Source organism: Sinorhizobium sp. 8-89 (assembly GCF_030124325.1).
Lineage (GTDB): Bacteria > Pseudomonadota > Alphaproteobacteria > Rhizobiales > Rhizobiaceae > Sinorhizobium.
This window is the reverse complement of record NZ_JASKLR010000040.1, coordinates 13,547-32,040: the sequence shown is the minus strand read 5'-3', so window position 1 is coordinate 32,040 and position 18,494 is coordinate 13,547. Positions and strand designations below refer to the sequence as shown.

The window sequence follows — 18,494 nt, the reverse complement described above, 5'->3', positions numbered from 1 at the left end:
CTTGTGGCCCGAGAGCGCCTTTGTGAGTTCGGACCGGAAATAGGCTCCGGTCGAACCGGCATTCTCGACAATACCGAGTTCGTCGATCAGTTCGAGATTGGCGATGCCGGCCGCAGCGCAGATCGGGTGGGCGGAGTAGGTCCAGCCGTGGCCGATCGGGCCGAGTTCGTCCGACCCCTGCACCAGTACCTGCCACATCTTTTCCGAGACAATGCTGCCGGAAAGCGGCGCGTAGGCCGACGTCAGGCCCTTGGCGATGGTGATGAGATCAGGCTTGATGCCGTAGTGATCGGAGCCGAACATTGTTCCCAGGCGACCGAAGCCCGTGACGACCTCGTCGGCGACCAGCAGAATGTCGTATTTCTCGAGCACCGCCTGGATCTTCTGCCAGTAGCCCTTTGGCGGCGGCACGATGCCGCCGGTGCCGAGGATAGGCTCGCCGATGAAGGCGGCGATCGTATCCGGCCCTTCGGCGAGAATCATCTCCTCCAGCTTGTCGGCGCAATACTGCGAGAACTGCTCTTCGTTCATCGAGCGGTCCGGACGGCGGAAATAGTAGGGAGCCTCAGTGTGCAGGATCGGCGCCCGCGGCAGGTCGAAGGCATTGTGGAAAAGCTGCAGGCCGGTCAGTGAGCCGGTCATGACACCTGAACCGTGATAGCCGCGCCAGCGCGAAATGATCTTCTTCTTCTCGGGCCTGCCGAGGATATTGTTGTAGTACCAGATGAGCTTGATGTTGGTCTCGTTGGCGTCGGAGCCGGAGAGACCGAAATAGACACGGCTCATGCCGTTCGGCGCGCGGTCGATGATCATCTTCGAGAGCCGGATCGATGCCTCGGTGCCGTGGCCGACATAGGCGTGATAATAGGCGAGGTTCTTCGCCTGTTCGGCGATCGCCTCGGCGATCTTCTGCCGGCCATAGCCGACGTTGACGCAGTAGAGGCCGGCGAAGGCGTCAAGGCTGCGCTTGCCGGCAACGTCGGTGATGTAAACGCCTTCGCCGCCGCCGATGACCCGGATCTGGGTCTCGCCGCGGGCATGCATGCCCATGTGCGTGGACGGATGGAAGAAATGGTCGCGGTCCCAGGCGGTGAGTTCGTTGCTTTTTTCGAGCATGGTCGTTCCTTTCGTCAAATCCGTTCAGGCGGCGGTGTCGATGCAGAGATATTTGAGTTCGGTGAAGGCCTCCATGCCATGGCGGGAGCCTTCGCGTGCCAAGCCGGACTGTTTCCAGCCGCCGAAGGGGATCGACCCGCCGGTGATCTTCACCCGGTTGACCGCCACCATTCCGTATTCGAGAGCCCGGGCGAGCCGCAACTGGCGCGCGCCGTTTTCGGTTACGACGTAGGCCACGAGGCCATATTCGGTGTCGTTCGCCCGGGCGATCACCTCATCCTCGCTGTCGAATGCGGTGATGGCGGCCACGGGGCCGAATGTTTCCTCGCGCATGATCAGCGCGTCGTCCGGCACATCGGTGAGCACGGTCGGCTGGAAGAACAGCGACCCGGCGGCGTGACGTTTGCCGCCGATGGCGAGTTTCGCACCGCGCTTCATCGCGTCGGCGACCTGCTCCTCGACCTTGGTGATGGCACGCTCATGCATCAGCGGGCCGATCTCCGTGTCGTGTGCGAGACCGGCGCCGACATTGAGGCGGGCGACCCGTGCAGCGAAAGCTTCGTTGAAGGCTTTCAGGATTGGCCGTTCGACATAGATCCGGTTCGCCGCGAGGCAGTCCTGCCCCGAGGTCGCGAACTTTGCGGCGATCGCAATGTCTGCCGCCTTCTCCACGTCGGCATCGGCGAAGACGATGAGCGGCGCATGGCCGCCGAGTTCCATCACCAGCCGCTTCATCGTCGGTGCGCACTGGCGGGCGATCAGCTTGCCGATCTCGGTCGAGCCGGTGAAGCTCATGGCGCGGACGCGGGGCTCCTCGCACAGGCGGCCGACAACGGTCGCGGCATCACCGGTGACAATATTGAAGACCCCGGCCGGAATGCCGGCACGCTCGCCGAGTTCCGCAAGCGCGAGGGCGGAAAGCGGCGTCTCGGAGGAGGGGTGTGCAACGACGGTGCAGCCGGCAGCGAGCGCGGCGGCCGCCTTTCGGGTGAGCATCGCCGAGGGGAAGTTCCAGGGCGTGACGATGCCAACGACCCCGAGTGCTTCGCGGCGTACGATCATCTCCGCGCCCGGCAGGTGGCTCGTCACGCTCTCGGCGTTGAGCCGCTTGCCTTCCTCGGCATACCACTCGATGAAGGAGGCGGCGTAGTCGATTTCGCCGCGGGATTCCGCAAGCGGCTTGCCCTGCTCGAGCGTCATCAGCAGCGCGAGGTCTTCCTTGGCGGCAAGCATCAGTTCGTACCACTTGCGCAGAATGGCGGCCCGTGCCTGCGGCAGCAGGCCACGCCAGTTGGGGAAAGCCGCCGCCGCGGCATCGACAGCCTCAGAAGCCTGATCTGCGTCGAGTGAGGCGACCCAGGAAAGTGTCGCGCCGGTTGCAGGGTCGGAGACCTCAAAGGCCTTGCCGCCCTGTCCGGCAACCCACCGCCCTCCAACGTAGGCGAGCTCCCGCAAAAGCTGCCGATCATTCAGGTGGTTCAACGCGTCGTGGAAGGTCGTGCGTGCGAAAACAGCAGTCATGTCCGATCTCCTCTCTTGTTGCGGGTATTCTGGACGCCAACAAGGAGAGAAGTTGTCTATTCCGGACACATGCATCAGAGAGTTGGACTAAATAACCGGGCTGCACAGCCGGATTTATCTATGTCTGAGGGAGCAGGCTGGTGAGCGGGAGCAGGGTTTCTTCCTTGACCGTCTTGGTGACCGATGTAGGTGAAATAGCGGTCTATGCCCAGCTCGGGATCGAGCAAGCCATCGATGAGCCGCTGGTAGGCGTCGACGTCGGGTGTTATGATTTTCAGTATGTAGTCGACGCCTCCGCCAACCGACCAGCAGGCGACAATCTCGGGAACCGAGGCGACCACGCGTTCGAAGCGTTCGAAATCGGTCTGGCGGTGATTGCCGAGCGTGATCTCGGTGAGAACGCTCGTGACCGGGGCGACCCGGCGCATGGCGAGCCGTGCATGGTAGCCGGTTACGATGCCGGCCTTTTCCAGTTTTCTCAGTCGCAGCCAGCAAGGTGTTGGCGACAGCCCCGCCTTCTCGGCAAGCGCCAGTTTGGTAATTCTCCCGTCCTTCTGGATCGCTTCCAGGATTCGCAAATCAATCGCGTCGAGCTTCATCATGCCTTGGAACGCTCTTCGGACAGCTCCGATGTATCGGCGTAGTTCATCATGCGGTGAAAGCTCATGGAAATGTGGGCTCGGCGAATGTATCCGATCGCCTCCCAGTCGCCGATTTCGGCTGCGGACAGGACCGCCTGCATTTCGCTGCGAAAGGCCGAGAACTCTTCGGCCAAATCTAGCTTCGGCATCATCTTCAGGACGACACGAACCACCTGGTAGTACAATCGCTCGCTGATCTCCCGCAGCGGGAGGTTTCCTGTGAACGCCCTGATTTCGGCAAAAAACGCCATGTTCAGATGTAGGAAGGCCTTCTGCGTGGGGTTCTTCATCTCTTCGTCGCAGCGGGCGATGAGGGCCCTAATCCGCTCCAGATCCTCCGCGCTGCGAGGGGTAGGCGAAAGCTTGCCCACTAGGAGGGCAAGTTCCATGCGCAAATGATAGATCTGCACCAGTTCGCCGATATCGGGGTCGGTGACGATCGTTCCCACGCCATGCACTGATTCCACCAAGCCCTCGGATTCCAACCTTGCCAGGACACGTCTTATGGGCGTTCGCTACATGCAGGTCCTGTCGGATGCGCTCTGCAAGAAGATGTCGGGCCGGATCATCAACATCGACCATTCGTTCCTGCCGAGCTTCAAGGGCGCCAACCCCTACAAGCAGGCCTATGAGCGCGGCGTGAAGCTGAGCGGCGCGACGGCGCATTACGTTACCGCCGATCTCGACGAGGGTCCGATCATCGAGCAGGACATCGCGCGCATCACCCATGCGCAGAGCGCCGAGGATTATGTCTCGATCGGCCGCGACGTCGAAAGCCAGGTGCTGGCCCGGGGCCGTGCACGCCCACATCCACCACCGCTGCTTCATCAACGGCAACCGCGTCGTCGTCTTCCCGCCGAGTCCCGGAAGCTATGCGTCAGAGCGGATGGGGTGACGCGCCGGTTCTCTCCGCCCACGTGGAGAAGGTTGCGGCAGCGGGATGAGGGTCGCAAACTGCCCATGCTTTCGCTCGATGCTCGGGCCACTCCTCTTTACGGCGTATGCGGGTCCGCGATCATCGGCCAGATGTCGCGCCGCGCGCGCCGGTAAGGCGTCTTTGCCGGATCGTTGGGGTAGGGCGTCCCGGCCGAGCAATAGAGGATTTTCGACGCGATTTTCGAGAATGAGGCGAAGAAATGGTTCGTCGATTTGATGACCAGGATCTTCTTCGACCGTGGATCAATGCCCATCACGGAGAAAAGGCTCGGGTCGAAGCTCTGCGCGCGGGTGGAATTCAGGATGATGTCGATGCCGCGGTGCTGGATGTGCGCGGCGTCGCCAAAGGGCGCGAAGCTTTCTCCGAACTGCATTTCGGCATTCCGAACGAGACTTATCACCTTGACCGTTCCGTCGATTGGATGGCCGGTACCGGGCGCCGATTTTGCACCGAAGCGTAACGGGATCTCGGCGCCTTCACCTGCGGCCATGCAGATCTGCACGGCCATCGGATCCCAGATCGTGCCGACGGCCGCGTCGGTGACGCCATTGGCGAGCAGTTCCTCCAGCACCACGGTCGCGTCACCCGCCGTGCCGCCGCCGGGATTGTCCCACATATCGGCAATCACCACCGGACCGGCGGTCGCGGCGATCGCCTCGGCGACCGCCTGGCGTTCGTCGATCTCCGGCATGCGGTACGTGCCGCGCTTGCCGAAGAGCTCCAGCCCGAGTGCGCGGGCAAGCGCCTGGCCTTTTTTCCGGTTGCCGTCTGTCACCGCGATCATCTTCGTGCCCATCTCCGGCACGTCGCCCGCCATGAAACCGTGAACGACGGAAAGCGACAGTACATCCGCGTCGTCTTTCTCGATCCGCATGAGCTTGTCGACGAAGCTGCGCATCGGCTCACGTGACGTCGGAAACACGTCGATCATCCGGCAGTCGAAAACCGACATTACCGGCTTGACGCGGCCTTCGAGCGTGTCGACAACGATCCGCCACAGATCCTTGGCGCGATCGACGAAATCCGTATGCGGGAATTCCTTGAAGAAAACGAAGAAGTCAGCCGCCGCGACGCGCTTGTCAGTCAGATGACTATGCGGATCGAGTTCGGCGCACAGGAGCACATTCGGCCCAATGATTTCGCGGATGCGCGCCAGCAGATCGCCTTCCGTGTCCTCGTAGCCGTCCGCGACCATGGCGCCGTGCAATCCGAGAACCACCGCGTCGACGGGAAGGGCTGCCCGCAACTGGTCGACGATCTCGTCGCGCAGGTCTTCGTAGGTCTGCCGATTGACGAGACCGGCGGGATCCGCCCAAGCGGCCGTCCCCTCGATCAGCTGCCAGCCCTTTTCGGCCGCGACTTGCCGGCCGACCGTAATTGGTGCGGTGCAGAGCGTCGGCGTTTCCGGATGGGCGCCCGGCGGTGCATAGAGCGAGGCCTCGAAGGCGCGCTTGTCGATGCAGATCGGAGAGAAGGTGTTGGTCTCGGTCGCCAGGGCCGCCGTGAAGATACGCAATGCTGTCGCCTTTTCGCCTAGGCCCTCGGTCCCATCGGGTTGGGCAGATAGCCGGTGAACCCGCAGATTTTCCACCGACCATGATGCAGCCGGCAATAATAGACGGTCTGCCACTTCATCACATCATAGCTGCCGTCGGTCTTCTTCAGGCCGCCGTCGAATTTCTTGCGTGCCAACGCCAGGTCTGCGTTGATCTCGATGTCTTCGAGCGTGGTGGTGGCGAAAATCGCCGCCCGTGGATCCTCGGCAAAGGATTGGCGGGCGAAGTCCTTCGCCTGCCGCACCCACTCGTCCCGGTAAGCGGCAAGCGACGGGAAGGACAGGCGCCAATTATCCGGGCTCGTTTCCCGCCTTGCGTCGATGCCGATAAAGCCATCCTCGACGAAATCTCCCGCGACCAGCGACCAATCCGCAGCAAGAAAAGCGTCGATATCGCGTGTCACCAGCATGTCCCAGATCGCATGCCGGGCAGGATCTGATGTGGGGAACGGATTCTGGAAGGGATCCCGCATTGTTTTTGCCTTGGATTGAAATTCTTTTCATAAATGAGGATTTTCTCTGGTCAAAATCCGTATTCTATGGTCACTTGTCAACGCATAAAGAAAATAATTTGCAAGAAGGTCCTTCATGTCTATCAAGCGTTATGGCGCCGAGCAGGTCGGAGCGGGCGGCAAACCGCTGCCGTTCGCGCGCGCTGTTGAAGCCGATGGCTGGCTGCATGTCTCCGGTCAGGTCGCCATGGAGAACGGCGAGATTATCGACGGCAATATCGTCACCCAGACGCACAAGGCGATAGGCAATCTGCTGGCCATTTTGAAAGAGGCCGGCTACGGTGTCGAACACGTGGTGAGGGTCGGCGTCTGGCTGGATGATCCGCGGGATTTCTGGAGTTTCAACAAGATCTATCAGGAGTATTTCGGCGCTCATCCTCCTGCGCGCGCCTGCGTGCAGTCTTCGATGATGGTCGACTGCAAGGTTGAAATCGACTGCGTCGCCTACAAGCCGAAGAACGCCTGAGAATAAAGGGGTGGGCGTTCGATGGATATTTTCGCGATATTGCAGGAGGAAAAGGGGCGGCTATCCCAGTCGGAGAACCGCATTGCCGATATTCTGCTCAATGATTTCGAATTTGCCGTGAACGCCTCGATCATCGAGCTTGCGGGCAAGGCCGACGTGTCGCCGCCAACGGTTACCCGCTTTTGCCGGCGGCTCGGCTGCGAGAGCTTTTCGGACTTCAAGGTGCAACTGGCGCGGACGGCCTATATCGGCATGCGGTATCTGAAGCCCGAGCCGAAGAGCCAGGAACCGGCCGACGTCGCGCAGGACATCATTACCAAGGCGCAGAACGCACTCTTCCTTCTGCATCGCTCGCTCGATCTCGCCGCGATCGAAGAAACCGCCGAGCGGCTCGCCGGTGCGGAAATGATTTACGCCTTCGGTTCAGGCGGCAATTCGTCGATGATCGCCAGCGAATTGCAGAACCGCCTCTTTCGCCTGGGCCTGCGCATCACCTCGAGTTCCGATCACAGCATGCAGTTGATGATGGCGGCCGCGGCCAAGCCGACCGACGTGCTGATAGGCTCCTCCTTCTCGGGTCGCAATGCGGAGCTCGTGCGTGCCTTCACGCTCGCCCGCGAAGCCAAGGTTCCGACGATCGCGCTGACCCAGAGCGGCAGTCCCGTCGCGCTCGCGGCCGACATCGCCGTGCCGGTCGACCTGCCGGAAGGCAACAACATCTATCGCCCGACATCCACGCGCATCGCCTACCTCGCCTTGCTTGATATCATCGCCAGTCTCGTCGCCTACCGCGTCCAACCGCAGGCGACGACGACGCTGAGGCGGATCAAACAGCAATTGGTCGTGCACAGGGATGGCGACGATCGCCAGCTTCTCGGAGACTGATGTGCCCCAGGAAACGCGTGTGAAGAAATCCGTAGCGATCGTCACCGGAGCGGCCGGCGATATCGGGCGCGCGATTGCGACGCGCCTTGCCGATGATCATGAGGTGGTCGTGCTCGCGGACATCGATGGAAATGCCGCGGAGAGGATCGCGCGCAACCTGGGCACAGAGGAGCGTGTTGCAGCCGTCGCCTGCGATGTCACGGATGCCTCCAGTGTTACGTCGATGGCGGCAACCGCGGCATCGCTCGGGGCGGTGCGGACGCTCGTCAACAATGCGGGGGCGGCACACGCCGTCAGCCTGCAGGACACGACAGCGGAGATCTGGCGCATGGACAATGCGCTCAATCTCGAGGCGGCATTCCTTTGCTTCCGGGCCGTCGAGGACATGCTGAAGGAAAGCCGGGGATCGGTCGTCAACATCGCATCCGTCAACGGGATGAGTGTCTTCGGCCACCCGGCCTATAGCGCAGCCAAGGCCGGTCTCCTGCATCTGACCCGGCTGATCGCAGTCGAATACGGCAAGTTCGGCATTCGCGCCAATGCGGTGGCGCCCGGTACCGTGCGCACCCAGGCCTGGGAAGCGCGCGCGGTGGCCAACCCGCAGGTCTTCGAAGAGGCGAAGCGCTGGTATCCGCTGGAGCGCATCGTCAATCCGGAAGACGTCGCCAATGCCGTCCAGTTCCTGGCCGGTCCTCAGGCCAGCGCGATATCCGGCGTCTGCCTGCCGGTCGACTGCGGGCTTACCGCAGGCCAGGCCGAACTCGCACGCACCTTTTCGCAATCCAACCATTATTGACAGAGCCACTTCGGGAGGACGCTCATGCAGCCGGTTTCTTATCGCCTCGAATCTGCCTGGCAGCCGGATGGCGGCCCGTTCGGACGCTTCACCTTCACTCTCGTCAATCTATCCGATCACCCTCTCAGCGACTTTCGCCTCGTCTATACGTCGCTGACTCGTGTCATTGATTCTGCCGCTTGCGAGAACGCCGTGTTTCTGCGCCGCAATGCCAATTTCCACGAATTCGCACCGCCAAAGGGACTTGTCCTTGGAGCGGGCGAAAGCTGGACCTTTACCGTCAGCGGGCTGCACCGACAGGCGAAGCACTGCACCGACGGCGCAAAATCGGCCTATCTGACGCTTTCCGACGGCCGGCATGTGCCGGTGGCCGTTTCCGATCTGCTGCTGGAAGGGGCAGCCAGCGACCCGCCGCCGCAGCGCCTGCCGGAAGGCAAGCTCGACCTGCCCTTCGCCTTGCAGCCTTGGCCGGTGAAGATCGACGTCGTGCCGGGTGATGGATTCCCGGTCGTTCTCTATCCGGCAGCCGGAAGCAGCAAGGATGAGATCAGGGCGGTCGATACGGCGCTCGCGCTCTTTCATCGCCTCTTCCCGGGAGGGCACGCTCCGTTCACGCTCGCCTCGTCCCCGCAGGGTCGCCCGATCCTCTTCGCCGAGAAGCCCGAACTTGGTTCCGAGGCCTATGCACTGACCTTCTCCGAGCGGGAGATCCGGGTCGAATACGGTGCAGCGGCCGGCCGGCAATATGGTCTGACGACGCTCGCGCAGCTGCTTGATGGCGCGCGCAGGGAGCGGGGCAAATTCCGCTTCCCCGTTTCAGGCACGATTTCCGATCGGCCGCGCTACGGCTGGCGCGGCTGCCATCTCGACGTCTCCCGTCAGTTCTATCCGACCGCCGATGTCATGCGGCTCATCGATATCCTTGCCTGGTTCAAGCTCAACATCTTCCACTGGCATCTGACCGACGACGAGGCCTGGCGGCTGGAGATCAAGGCCTGTCCGACGCTGACGACGCTCGGCGTGCTTCGCGGGCCAGACGAGCCGATGCTGCCGCAGCTCGGCAATGGCGCCGAACCGGTCGGCGGCTTCTACAGTCAGGAGGAGGTGCGGGCGATCGTCGCCCATGCCGGCGCGCTCAATGTCGAGGTCGTCCCGGAGATCGACATTCCCGGCCATAGCACGGCCGCGCTCGTCGCCCTGCCGGAGCTCGCCGACGGGCAGGAGGCCCCCGAAAGCTATCATTCGGTCCAGGGCTACCCCAACAACGCGCTGAACCCGGCGATTCCGCTGACCTACGAATTCCTCGAGAAAGTCTTCGACGAAATGGTCGAGCTCTTCCCGAGCCAATATATCCACATCGGCGGCGACGAGGTGGCCAATGGTTCATGGCTTGCCTCACCGCTGGCGCGAAAGCTCATGGAAGAGGAGGGTATTTCCGGGACTTTCGCGCTGCAGTCCTACTTCCTGAAAAAAGTGAAGCAGATGCTGACGGCGCGCGGTCGCAAGCTCGCCGGCTGGAACGAGGTCGCCCACGGCGGCGGCGTCGGCACTGAGGGAACGCTGCTGATGGCCTGGGAGAACCCCCAGGTCGGGATCGAACTGGCGCGCGAAGGTTACGACGTCGTGATGACGCCGGGGCAGGCCTACTACCTCGACATGGCACAGGCCGAAGCCTTCCAGGAGCCGGGCGCAAGTTGGGCCGGCACGGCTACGCCGGCGCACACCTATGCCTATGAGGCGGAAGGCGAATTCCCGGAAGAGCTGAAGCACCGCATGAAGGGCCTGCAGGCCTGCATCTGGTCGGAGCATTTCCTCTCGCGCGGCTATTTCAACCGCCTCGTCTTCCCCCGTTTGTCCGCCATCGCCGAAGCGGCCTGGACGCCGAAGTCGCAAAAGGACTGGCTGCGTTTTGCCGCAATCGCCCCTCTAAGCCCCATCTTGTGAGTTTGAAGCCATGCGGATTGCCGTCGGTGGTATCCATACGGAATGCAGCACCTATTCGCCTGTCTTGATGACGGTCGAGGACTTTCGGGTGCTGAGGGGCGAGGAACTCCTGACGGCTGAATATTTCAACTTTCTCGTGGCTGACGGCCTTGAGCACATTCCGCTTCTCCATGCGCGCGCCGTGCCGGGCGGGCCGGTATCGCGTCCGGCTTACGACGCCTTCAAGGTGGAATTCCTTGAGCGGCTTCGCGCTGCGCTGCCGCTCGACGGCCTCTATCTTGCCATGCACGGGGCGATCAAGGTGGACGGTATGGACGACGCCGAAGGCGACTGGATTTCCGCCGCCCGCGCGGTCGTCGGACCCGATTGCCCGATCGCGACGAGCTATGATCTCCACGGCAATGTCAGCCAGAAGATCATCGACCAGATCGACATTTTTGCCGGCTATCGCACCGCGCCGCACATCGATACGCGCGAGACAATGGTCCGGGCTTGGTCGATGCTGGTCACGGCTCTCAGGACGGGAACGCGGCCAGGCGTCGCCTGGGCGCCCGTGCCGTTGCTGCTGCCGGGGGAATGCACGTCCACGGATGATGAACCTGCCAGAAGCCTTTACCGGCGCCTACCGGACTTCGATGCGCGTCCCGGCATTCTCGATGCCAACCTGATGGTGGGCTACGTCTGGGCGGACGAGCCGCGGGCGACCGCCTGCGCAGTCGTGACCGGTTCGGACAAGGCGGCCGCCTCGAAGGCAGTGGAGGAAATCGCCGCAAGCTACTGGAGCGAACGGGAGAATTTCCGTTTCGGCCCGGTGACCGGTCCACTCGAAGCGATGCTCGACATTGCCGAGCGGACGGAGACGCGGCCCGTGATCCTCGCCGATTCCGGGGACAACCCGACCGGAGGCGGCGTCGGCGACCGCGCCGATGTGCTGCGATCTCTTCTCGCGCGCGGCTGGAGGGACGCGCTGATTGCCGGCATCGCCGACCGGCCGGCCGTGGACGCCTGTTTCGCAGCCGGCGAAGGCGCGACGCTCGAATTGCGGCTCGGCGGCAGCCTCGATCCGTCGAGCTTGGTCGCGAAGGTCGCGGCTATTGTCGTGCGGTTGGACGATCCGGGACCAATTGCCGAGCGCCAGGCGGTCGTCCGCGCCGGCGGGATCGAAGTCGTGCTGTCAGCGCGCCGGCGGCCCTACCATAACATCGACGACTTCCGCCGCCTCGGTCTCGATCCGAGCACAGTGCGCCTGCTCGTCGTCAAGTCCGGCTATCTTTCACCGGAGCTTGCGCCGATTGCCAATCCCAACCTGATGGCGCTGACGGACGGCGTCGTCAATCAGGACATCGCGAATTTCACGAGCGTACGCCGCCAGCGGCCGGTCTTCCCGTTCGACCGCGGTTTTGATTTCGAGCCAAAGGCGCGCTTCTCGGCTCGTTGGACCTGATTCAAACCCAGCCTTCCCCGCAACGACCGCCCGTCTGGCGGTCCCCCTCACAAGACTTCGCACTTGCGGATTGAACCATGTCTTCCTCGTTGCTCTTTGCCATGCGCAACCCGGTTATCCGGGCGAGTGTGCTTGCCATCTTTCTTTTCGGCTTCTCAGGTGCAGCGACCTCGCCCTATCAGTCATTGGTCGGGATCACTGAGCTTGGCTTGAGCGACGGTTTCTATTCGGCTCTGATCTTCGTTGCGGCGCTGATCAATGTCGTCGTCAGCGTCACGGTCGGCATCGTCGCCGATCGCATCGGCAATTACCGGACGCTGATGCTGGCGGTCATCCTGTCCGGCGCGATCGGCTACGGTCTTGTCTACGGCCTGCCGACAAAGGCGAGTTTCGTTGTCGCCACGCTGGCGCTGCTGCCGATATACGGCGCACTCAACTCGCTCCTGTTCGCCAACGTCCGCACGGCGGCCAACGGTATGGGCGGAAAGGACGCGGCAGCGGTCAATTCCGGCGTGAGGGCGGCCATATCGCTCTCGTGGGTTCTGGTTCCGGGCTTGGTCGGCTTTGTGCTGTCCGCGCGGGGCAGCATGCTGCCTGCCTATCTGCTGGCAAGCCTCGGCTGTGTCGCCAATCTGCTGCTGGTCTTCTTCCTGTTGCCGGCGCGAAGCGGGGTCGATTCCATCCTTAGCAAGCGGCTTTCCTATCTCGCCTCTTTCGCCGAAATTCTCTCGCCGCGTGTTCTTGCCCGGCTTGCCGCAGTGGCACTCATCTGCTCCACCCTGCATGTCAACGCGGCCGTGCTGCCGTTGATCGTCACCGGCGCTGCCGGCGGCACAGCGACCGATATCGGCATCGTCGTCGGCGTCGTGGCGCTGCTGGAGGTAATCTTCATCCTGGTCTGGGGACGGATCCAGTATCGCCTCAACCATATCGACGCACTTGCGCTTGGAACGGCAATCTACGTCGTCTATATGGCGCTGCTCGGCTTTTCGTCCCGGCCCTGGCATGTTTACGCGTTGACACTCATCAGCGGCTTCGGTGCGGCAGCGCTGATCAGCATCCCGATCACCTATCTGCAGGACCTGATTGCCGACCGTCCGGGGCTTGGAAGCTCGTTGATTGCGGTGAACATCTTCATGGGCGGGGCGCTCAGTGCCGCCCTCTTCGCCCTCGGCACACGCATCAGCGATTATTCCGGTACTGCGCTTCTCGGCGCGCTTGCGGGGGTCGCAGGCGGTGCCTTGCTGCTGTTCCTCGACGGCAGCCGCCGCAAGGCGGTTGGCGCATTGTAGCATAGAGAGCAGCGGGGGCCGGCATGGCCTCCCGCGTCTTTCGTCAGTTCCCGAGAATGCCGGGCAGGCGCAGGCCCTTCTCCTTGGCGCAGTCCAGCGCAATGTCGTAGCCGGCATCGGCATGGCGCATGACGCCGGTCGCGGGGTCGTTCCACAGCACGCGCTCAATGCGACGATCGGCGTCCTCGCTGCCGTCGCAGCAGATGACGACGCCAGAATGCTGCGAGAAGCCCATGCCGACACCGCCACCGTGGTGGAGCGAGACCCAGGTCGCGCCGGAAGCCGTGTTCAAGAGCGCATTCAGGAGCGGCCAGTCGGAAACGGCATCGGAACCGTCCTTCATCGCTTCGGTCTCGCGGTTCGGCGAAGCGACGGAGCCGGAATCGAGATGGTCGCGGCCGATGACGATTGGAGCACTCAGCTCGCCATTGCGCACCATTTCATTGAAGGCAAGGCCGAGGCGGTGACGGTCGCCGAGGCCAACCCAGCAGATGCGCGCCGGCAGGCCCTGGTAGGCGATGCGCTCCCTGGCCATGTTCAGCCAGTTGTGCAGGTCCTTGTTGTCCGGCAGCAGTTCCTTGACCTTGGCATCGGTCTTGCGGATGTCCTCCGGATCGCCCGACAGTGCCGCCCAGCGGAACGGGCCGATGCCGCGGCAGAAGAGCGGGCGGATATAGGCCGGCACGAAGCCCGGGAAGGCAAAAGCGTTTTCAAGCCCTTCTTCCTTGGCCATCTGGCGAATGTTGTTGCCGTAGTCGAAGGTGGGGACGCCCATGCTCTGGAAGGCGATCATCGCCTCTACGTGCTCGCGCATCGATGCGCGTGCCGCCTTTTCGACGGCCTTCGGGTCGCTGACACGCTTTTCCTTCCACTGGCCCATCGTCCAGCCCTTTGGCAGGTAGCCGTTGACCGGATCATGGGCGGAGGTCTGGTCGGTGACCATGTCCGGCTGAATGCCGCGGCGAACCATTTCGGGGACGATTTCCGCCGTGTTGCCGAGCAGGCCGACGGATTTCGCTTCGCCTGCCTTGGTCCAGCGATCGATCATCTCCATGGCCTCGTCCAGCGTCTCGGCCTTGGCATCGAGATAGCGGGTGCGCAGGCGGAAATCGATCGAGTCTGGATTGCATTCGACGGCAAGGCAGCAGGCGCCGGCCATGACAGCGGCGAGCGGTTGCGCGCCGCCCATGCCGCCGAGACCGCCGGTCAGCACCCACTTGCCTTTAAGGTTTCCGCCATAGTGCTGGCGGCCGGCTTCAGCAAAGGTCTCGTAGGTCCCCTGGACGATGCCCTGGGTGCCGATATAAATCCAGGAGCCGGCGGTCATCTGGCCGTACATGGCGAGACCCTTCCGATCGAGCTCGTTGAAATGGTCCCAGGTCGCCCAGCGCGGCACGAGGTTGGAATTGGCGATCAGCACGCGCGGCGCATCCTTGTGGGTGCGGAAGACGCCGACCGGCTTGCCGGACTGGACGAGCAGCGTTTCGTCCTCGTTGAGATCCTTGAGCGTCGCAACGATCCGGTCGAAGTCCGCCCAGGTGCGGGCCGCCCGGCCGATGCCGCCGTAGACGACGAGTTCGTGCGGGTTCTCGGCAACGTCCGGGTCGAGGTTGTTCATCAGCATGCGTAGCGGCGCTTCGGTCAGCCAGCTCTTGGCGCTGATCTCCGTCCCGCGCGGGCTGCGCACCTCGCGGATATTGTGGCGCGGATTATTCACGTTCATGCCTCACTCCCTGTCAGTTTGAGGGCGAATGCCGTTGTTTCGATTCGTTTCAGGATGGCCTTGAGAGTGGCGCGAAGGCATTCGGCCTTCGCGGGATCCAGCGAGAAGGGCGGCGCTTCCGTTGCCAGATGTGTGGACTGCGCGAGTTCCATCTGGATCGCATGCACGCCGACTTCCGGCCGGCCATAGTGACGGGTGGTCCAGCCGCCCTTGAAGCGGCCGTTCAAGATGTTGGTGTAACCCTCTGCGGAAGCGGCGATTTCTGCCGTTGCCCTTTCTATTTCGGCAGCGCAGGTCTTGCCCATATCCGTGCCGATATTGAAGTCGGGCAGCTTGCCTTCGAAGAGGAAGGGAATGTGTGAGCGGATCGAATGGCAGTCGTAGAGCACCGCCACGCCATGGGTCGCCTTGACGCGCTTGATCTCGGCGGCGAGCGCCGCATGATAGGGAGCATGGAAATCGCGAAGGCGCGTCGCAATGTCGGCCTCCGTCGGTGCCTCGCCATCCTTCCAGATAGACACGCCGTCGAAGTCGGTCTCCGGTACGAGGCCGGTAGTGTTCTGGCCGGGATAGAGGCTCACGCCTTCCGGGTCGCGATTGGCGTCGATGACGTAACGATGGAAGGTAGCGCGCACGGTGGTGGCATCCGGCAGAAGCCCTTCGTAGAGCTCGTGAATATGCCAGTCTGTATCGGCGAGGATACGGCCGTTGTCGTTCAGCCGCGCCCAGATCTCTGCGGGCACGTCGGTGCCCGTATGGGGAAAGCCAAGGATGACGGGTGATGTGCCCCGCCGGATTTCGAAAACCGCCATGTCAGACACCCAGTTTCGGGAGAATGCCAGCGGAGACGGCGGCATTGAGCGTGCCGGACGCGACCAACTCGCCGGCCGCCCTTAGGTCGTCGGCCATATAGCGGTCCTCTTCGATCGTCGGTGACACGCTGCGCACGGCAGCCACGGCCTTCGAAAGGTCGGGGCTGGTCGTCAGAGGTGCCCGGAATTCTACACCCTGAACGGCCGTCAGGGCCTCGATGCCGATGATCGAGAACAGGTTGTCGGTCATCTGCAGCAGGCGGCGTGCGCCGTGGCAGGCCATCGATACATGGTCTTCCTGGTTGGCGGATGTCGGCGTCGAATCGACGGAAGCCGGATGCGAGAGTTGCTTGTTCTCCGACATCAGTGCGGCGGAAGTAACCTCGGCGATCATCAGGCCCGAATTGAGCCCCGGCTTCTTGGCCAGGAATGCCGGCAGACCGTAGCTGAGCGTCGGATCGACGAGAAGTGCGATGCGGCGCTGCGCGATGGCGCCGATCTCGCAGACCGCGAGCGCGATCTGGTCGGCGGCGAAAGCCACCGGTTCGGCGTGGAAATTGCCGCCAGAGACAACGGAGTTGTCGGAAAGCACCAGCGGATTGTCGGTAACGGCGTTTGCCTCGATCGTGAGCGATGCGGCGACGGAGCGCAGGAGGTCGAGGCAGGCGCCGTCAACTTGCGGCTGGCAGCGGATGCAGTAGGGATCCTGCACCCGTTCATCGCCCTCGATATGGCTCTGCCGGATCTCCGATCCCTCGAGCAATTGGCGAAGGGCCGCAGCGGTGTCGATCTGGCCTCGATGGCCGCGCAGCGTGTGGATGTCGGGATGGAAGGGTGCGGACGATCCCATTGCGGCATCGGTCGAAAGCGCCCCGGTGATAAGCGCCGCCTGTGCGGCGCGGTGGGCACGGAAGAGCCCGGCGAGCGCCAGGGCGGTGGACGCCTGTGTGCCGTTGATCAGGGCGAGGCCCTCCTTCGCGGCGAGCGTCACGGGCGAAAGTCCGGCCTTTTCAAGCGCGGCTCTGCCCGGCATGCGCGTACCATCGAAGAACGCTTCTCCGTGGCCCATCATCACGGCCGCCATGTGGGCAAGCGGCGCAAGGTCGCCCGATGCGCCCACCGAGCCCTTTTCCGGGATCAGCGGGATCACGCCCCGCTCCTGCATCGCCTCGATCAGGCGGACGAGTTCAAGGCGAACGCCCGAAGCGCCGCGGCCGAGCGAGACGAGCTTCAGCGCCATGATCAGCCGGACGATGTTTTCCGGTAGAGGCGCGCCCACGCCGCAGCAATGCGACAGGATGAGGTTGCGCTGCAGCGTCGTCACGTCGGCGCTGTCGATCTTGATCGAGGCAAGCTTCCCGAAGCCGGTGTTGATGCCGTAAACTGGGGCGTTGCCGGCGGCGATTTCGGCGATGCGAGCGGCAGCCTTGGCAATGGCTGCGTCGAAGGCGGGATCGAGGCGGGTCGGTTCCCGGGTCCAGTAGATCGTCTCCAGATCCTTGAGCGGAACGGAGCCTGGCTTAAGTACGATGGTCATTGGCCGATTCTTTCGCCTTTAAAGATGCGCTGATGCAGCGGATTGAAGCCTATCCGGTAGATAAGTTCGGCAGGCTCGTCGATGTTCCAGATCGCGAGATCCGCGGACTTGCCGACCTCGATCGTGCCGGTCTTGTCTAGGATTCCGAGCGCGCGCGCGGCTTCGCGTGTGACACCCGCGAGGCATTCGTCGACGGTCAGGCGGAAGAGCGTCGCCGATATGTTCATGGTCAGAAGCACCGAGGTCAGCGGAGAAGTTCCCGGGTTGCAGTCCGTCGCAATGGCGATGCGTGTTCCGGCTGCACGGAGGGCATCGACTGGCGGCAGTTGCGTTTCGCGAAGCGTATAGAATGCACCGGGCAGAAGCACGGCGACGGTCCCGGCCTTTGCCAGAGCCGCCGCGCCTTCGGCATCGAGATATTCGAGATGGTCGGCCGAAAGTGCGCCGTAGGAGGCCGCGAGTTTGGCGCCGCCGAGATCCGAAAGCTGCTCGGCGTGGAGCTTGACCGGCAGGCCAAGCGCCTTCGCGGCGTCGAAGACCCGGCTGATTTCGGCGGGAGAGAAGGCGATGCCTTCGCAGAAGCCGTCAACCGCGTCGACGAGGCCCTCGGAATGCGCACGCTGCAGCCCGGGCAGCACGACGTCGCTGATGTAGCCGCCGTTGCGGCCCTTGTATTCGGGCGGGGTCGCGTGCGCGGCGAGATAGCTTGTGATGATGCGCACTGGGCGCAACGTTTGCAGTCGGCGCGCCGCCCGCAGCATCCTGAGTTCGGCGTCGATATTCAGCCCGTAGCCGGATTTCACCTCGACCGTTGCAACCCCCTCCGCCAGCAGGGCATCGAGCCTCGGAAGCGCGGCTTCCACCAGTTCCTCGACCGACAGGGCATTGGTCGCCTTCACCGTCGAGGCAATGCCGCCGCCGGCGCGTGCGATGTCCTCGTAGGTGGCGCCTTCGAGCCGCATCTGGAACTCACGCGCGCGGTTGCCGCCATGCACGATATGGGTGTGGCAGTCGATGAGCGCCGGCGTCATCCAGCGGCCTTCGCAATTGAAGACTTGATCGGCCCGGGAGAGGTCCGCGGGCAGGTCATTCTCGGAGCCGGCATATATGATCCGGTCGCCGCGTGTGGCCACGGCGCCTCCATCGATAATGCCGAGCGGCCCCAGATCCTCGCGAAGCGTGGCGAGGCGCGCATTGCGCCAGAGGCTGGTTCTGCCCGAATTCGCGTTTCCGTCCATTGGTCTCCGCCCTTCGTCTGCTTTAATGTATATACATAATATCAGGGTGACAAGCGAAAAATCACGGCGTCACCA

General features: G+C 63.0%; 15 protein-coding genes and 2 pseudogenes. 7 read left to right on the top strand and 10 right to left on the bottom strand.

From position 1 onward, the window contains the following. From QN219_RS31800 to QN219_RS31785, 4 genes and pseudogenes are all read right to left on the bottom strand, one after another. Positions 1-1,116, bottom strand: a 1,116-nt coding sequence (locus tag QN219_RS31800; protein ID WP_284004413.1) for an aminotransferase class III-fold pyridoxal phosphate-dependent enzyme, incomplete at its 3' end; no start/stop codon positions are given. A 24-nt stretch (positions 1,117-1,140) separates the two neighbouring features. Continuing rightward, positions 1,141-2,637 (bottom strand): NAD-dependent succinate-semialdehyde dehydrogenase, encoded by a 1,497-nt coding sequence (locus QN219_RS31795; RefSeq protein WP_284004412.1) that lies wholly within the window; start codon positions 2,635-2,637, stop codon positions 1,141-1,143. 118 nt (positions 2,638-2,755) lie between these two features. Continuing rightward, positions 2,756-3,236: pseudogene (locus QN219_RS31790) on the bottom strand (Lrp/AsnC family transcriptional regulator). Beyond that, on the bottom strand, positions 3,236-3,745 hold the full coding sequence (locus QN219_RS31785) for an FCD domain-containing protein (RefSeq protein WP_284004415.1): 510 nt from the start codon (positions 3,743-3,745) through the stop codon (positions 3,236-3,238). Before QN219_RS31785 ends, QN219_RS31790 begins: the two are co-directional and overlap by 1 nt. Before the next feature lie 46 nt (positions 3,746-3,791). On the opposite strand from QN219_RS31785, the pseudogene QN219_RS31780 reads away from it, so the two are divergent. Further along, positions 3,792-4,173: pseudogene (locus QN219_RS31780) on the top strand (formyltransferase family protein); the annotation flags it as partial. Between the two features lie 97 nt (positions 4,174-4,270). On the opposite strand, the gene QN219_RS31775 reads toward QN219_RS31780, so the two are convergent. Beyond that, a complete protein-coding gene (locus QN219_RS31775; RefSeq protein WP_284004411.1) occupies positions 4,271-5,731 on the bottom strand; it encodes a M81 family metallopeptidase in 1,461 nt (486 codons plus the stop codon). A 17-nt stretch (positions 5,732-5,748) separates the two neighbouring features. Continuing rightward, positions 5,749-6,243 (bottom strand): hypothetical protein, encoded by a 495-nt coding sequence (locus tag QN219_RS31770; protein WP_284004410.1) that lies wholly within the window; start codon positions 6,241-6,243, stop codon positions 5,749-5,751. 115 nt (positions 6,244-6,358) lie between these two features. On the opposite strand from QN219_RS31770, the gene QN219_RS31765 reads away from it, so the two are divergent. From QN219_RS31765 to QN219_RS31740, 6 genes are all read left to right on the top strand, one after another. Next, positions 6,359-6,748, top strand: coding sequence for a RidA family protein (locus QN219_RS31765; RefSeq protein ID WP_284004409.1), 390 nt, complete (start codon positions 6,359-6,361; stop codon positions 6,746-6,748). A 21-nt stretch (positions 6,749-6,769) separates the two neighbouring features. Continuing rightward, entirely contained in the window at positions 6,770-7,633 is an 864-nt protein-coding gene (locus QN219_RS31760) for a MurR/RpiR family transcriptional regulator (RefSeq protein ID WP_284004408.1), read from the top strand. A 19-nt stretch (positions 7,634-7,652) separates the two neighbouring features. Beyond that, positions 7,653-8,429, top strand: a complete 777-nt coding sequence (locus tag QN219_RS31755; protein WP_284004407.1) for an SDR family oxidoreductase — start codon at positions 7,653-7,655, stop codon at positions 8,427-8,429. A gap of 24 nt (positions 8,430-8,453) precedes the next feature. Continuing rightward, positions 8,454-10,373 carry a beta-N-acetylhexosaminidase gene (locus QN219_RS31750; RefSeq protein ID WP_284004406.1) on the top strand — a complete coding sequence of 640 codons (1,920 nt, stop codon included), beginning with the start codon at positions 8,454-8,456 and terminating at the stop codon, positions 10,371-10,373. 10 nt (positions 10,374-10,383) lie between these two features. Next, complete coding sequence (locus tag QN219_RS31745) at positions 10,384-11,817, top strand: M81 family metallopeptidase (RefSeq protein WP_284004405.1); 1,434 nt, start codon at positions 10,384-10,386, stop codon at positions 11,815-11,817. A gap of 77 nt (positions 11,818-11,894) precedes the next feature. Further along, positions 11,895-13,109 (top strand): MFS transporter, encoded by a 1,215-nt coding sequence (locus QN219_RS31740; RefSeq protein ID WP_284004404.1) that lies wholly within the window; start codon positions 11,895-11,897, stop codon positions 13,107-13,109. A 43-nt stretch (positions 13,110-13,152) separates the two neighbouring features. On the opposite strand, the gene hutU is transcribed toward QN219_RS31740, so the two are convergent. From hutU to hutI, 4 genes are read right to left on the bottom strand one after another with little or no spacing between them, the layout of a single operon-like run. After that, a complete protein-coding gene (gene hutU / locus QN219_RS31735; RefSeq protein WP_284004414.1) occupies positions 13,153-14,826 on the bottom strand; it encodes a urocanate hydratase in 1,674 nt (557 codons plus the stop codon). A gap of 2 nt (positions 14,827-14,828) precedes the next feature. Next, positions 14,829-15,644: an N-formylglutamate deformylase gene (hutG, locus tag QN219_RS31730; protein WP_284004403.1), complete on the bottom strand. Its 816-nt coding sequence runs from the start codon at positions 15,642-15,644 to the stop codon at positions 14,829-14,831. 1 nt (position 15,645) lies between these two features. Then, a complete protein-coding gene (hutH, locus tag QN219_RS31725; protein ID WP_284004402.1) occupies positions 15,646-17,181 on the bottom strand; it encodes a histidine ammonia-lyase in 1,536 nt (511 codons plus the stop codon). Then, complete coding sequence (gene hutI, locus QN219_RS31720) at positions 17,178-18,419, bottom strand: imidazolonepropionase (protein ID WP_284004401.1); 1,242 nt, start codon at positions 18,417-18,419, stop codon at positions 17,178-17,180. The genes hutH and hutI overlap by 4 nt, the downstream gene beginning before the upstream one ends. Between the last annotated feature and the right edge of the window lie 75 nt (positions 18,420-18,494).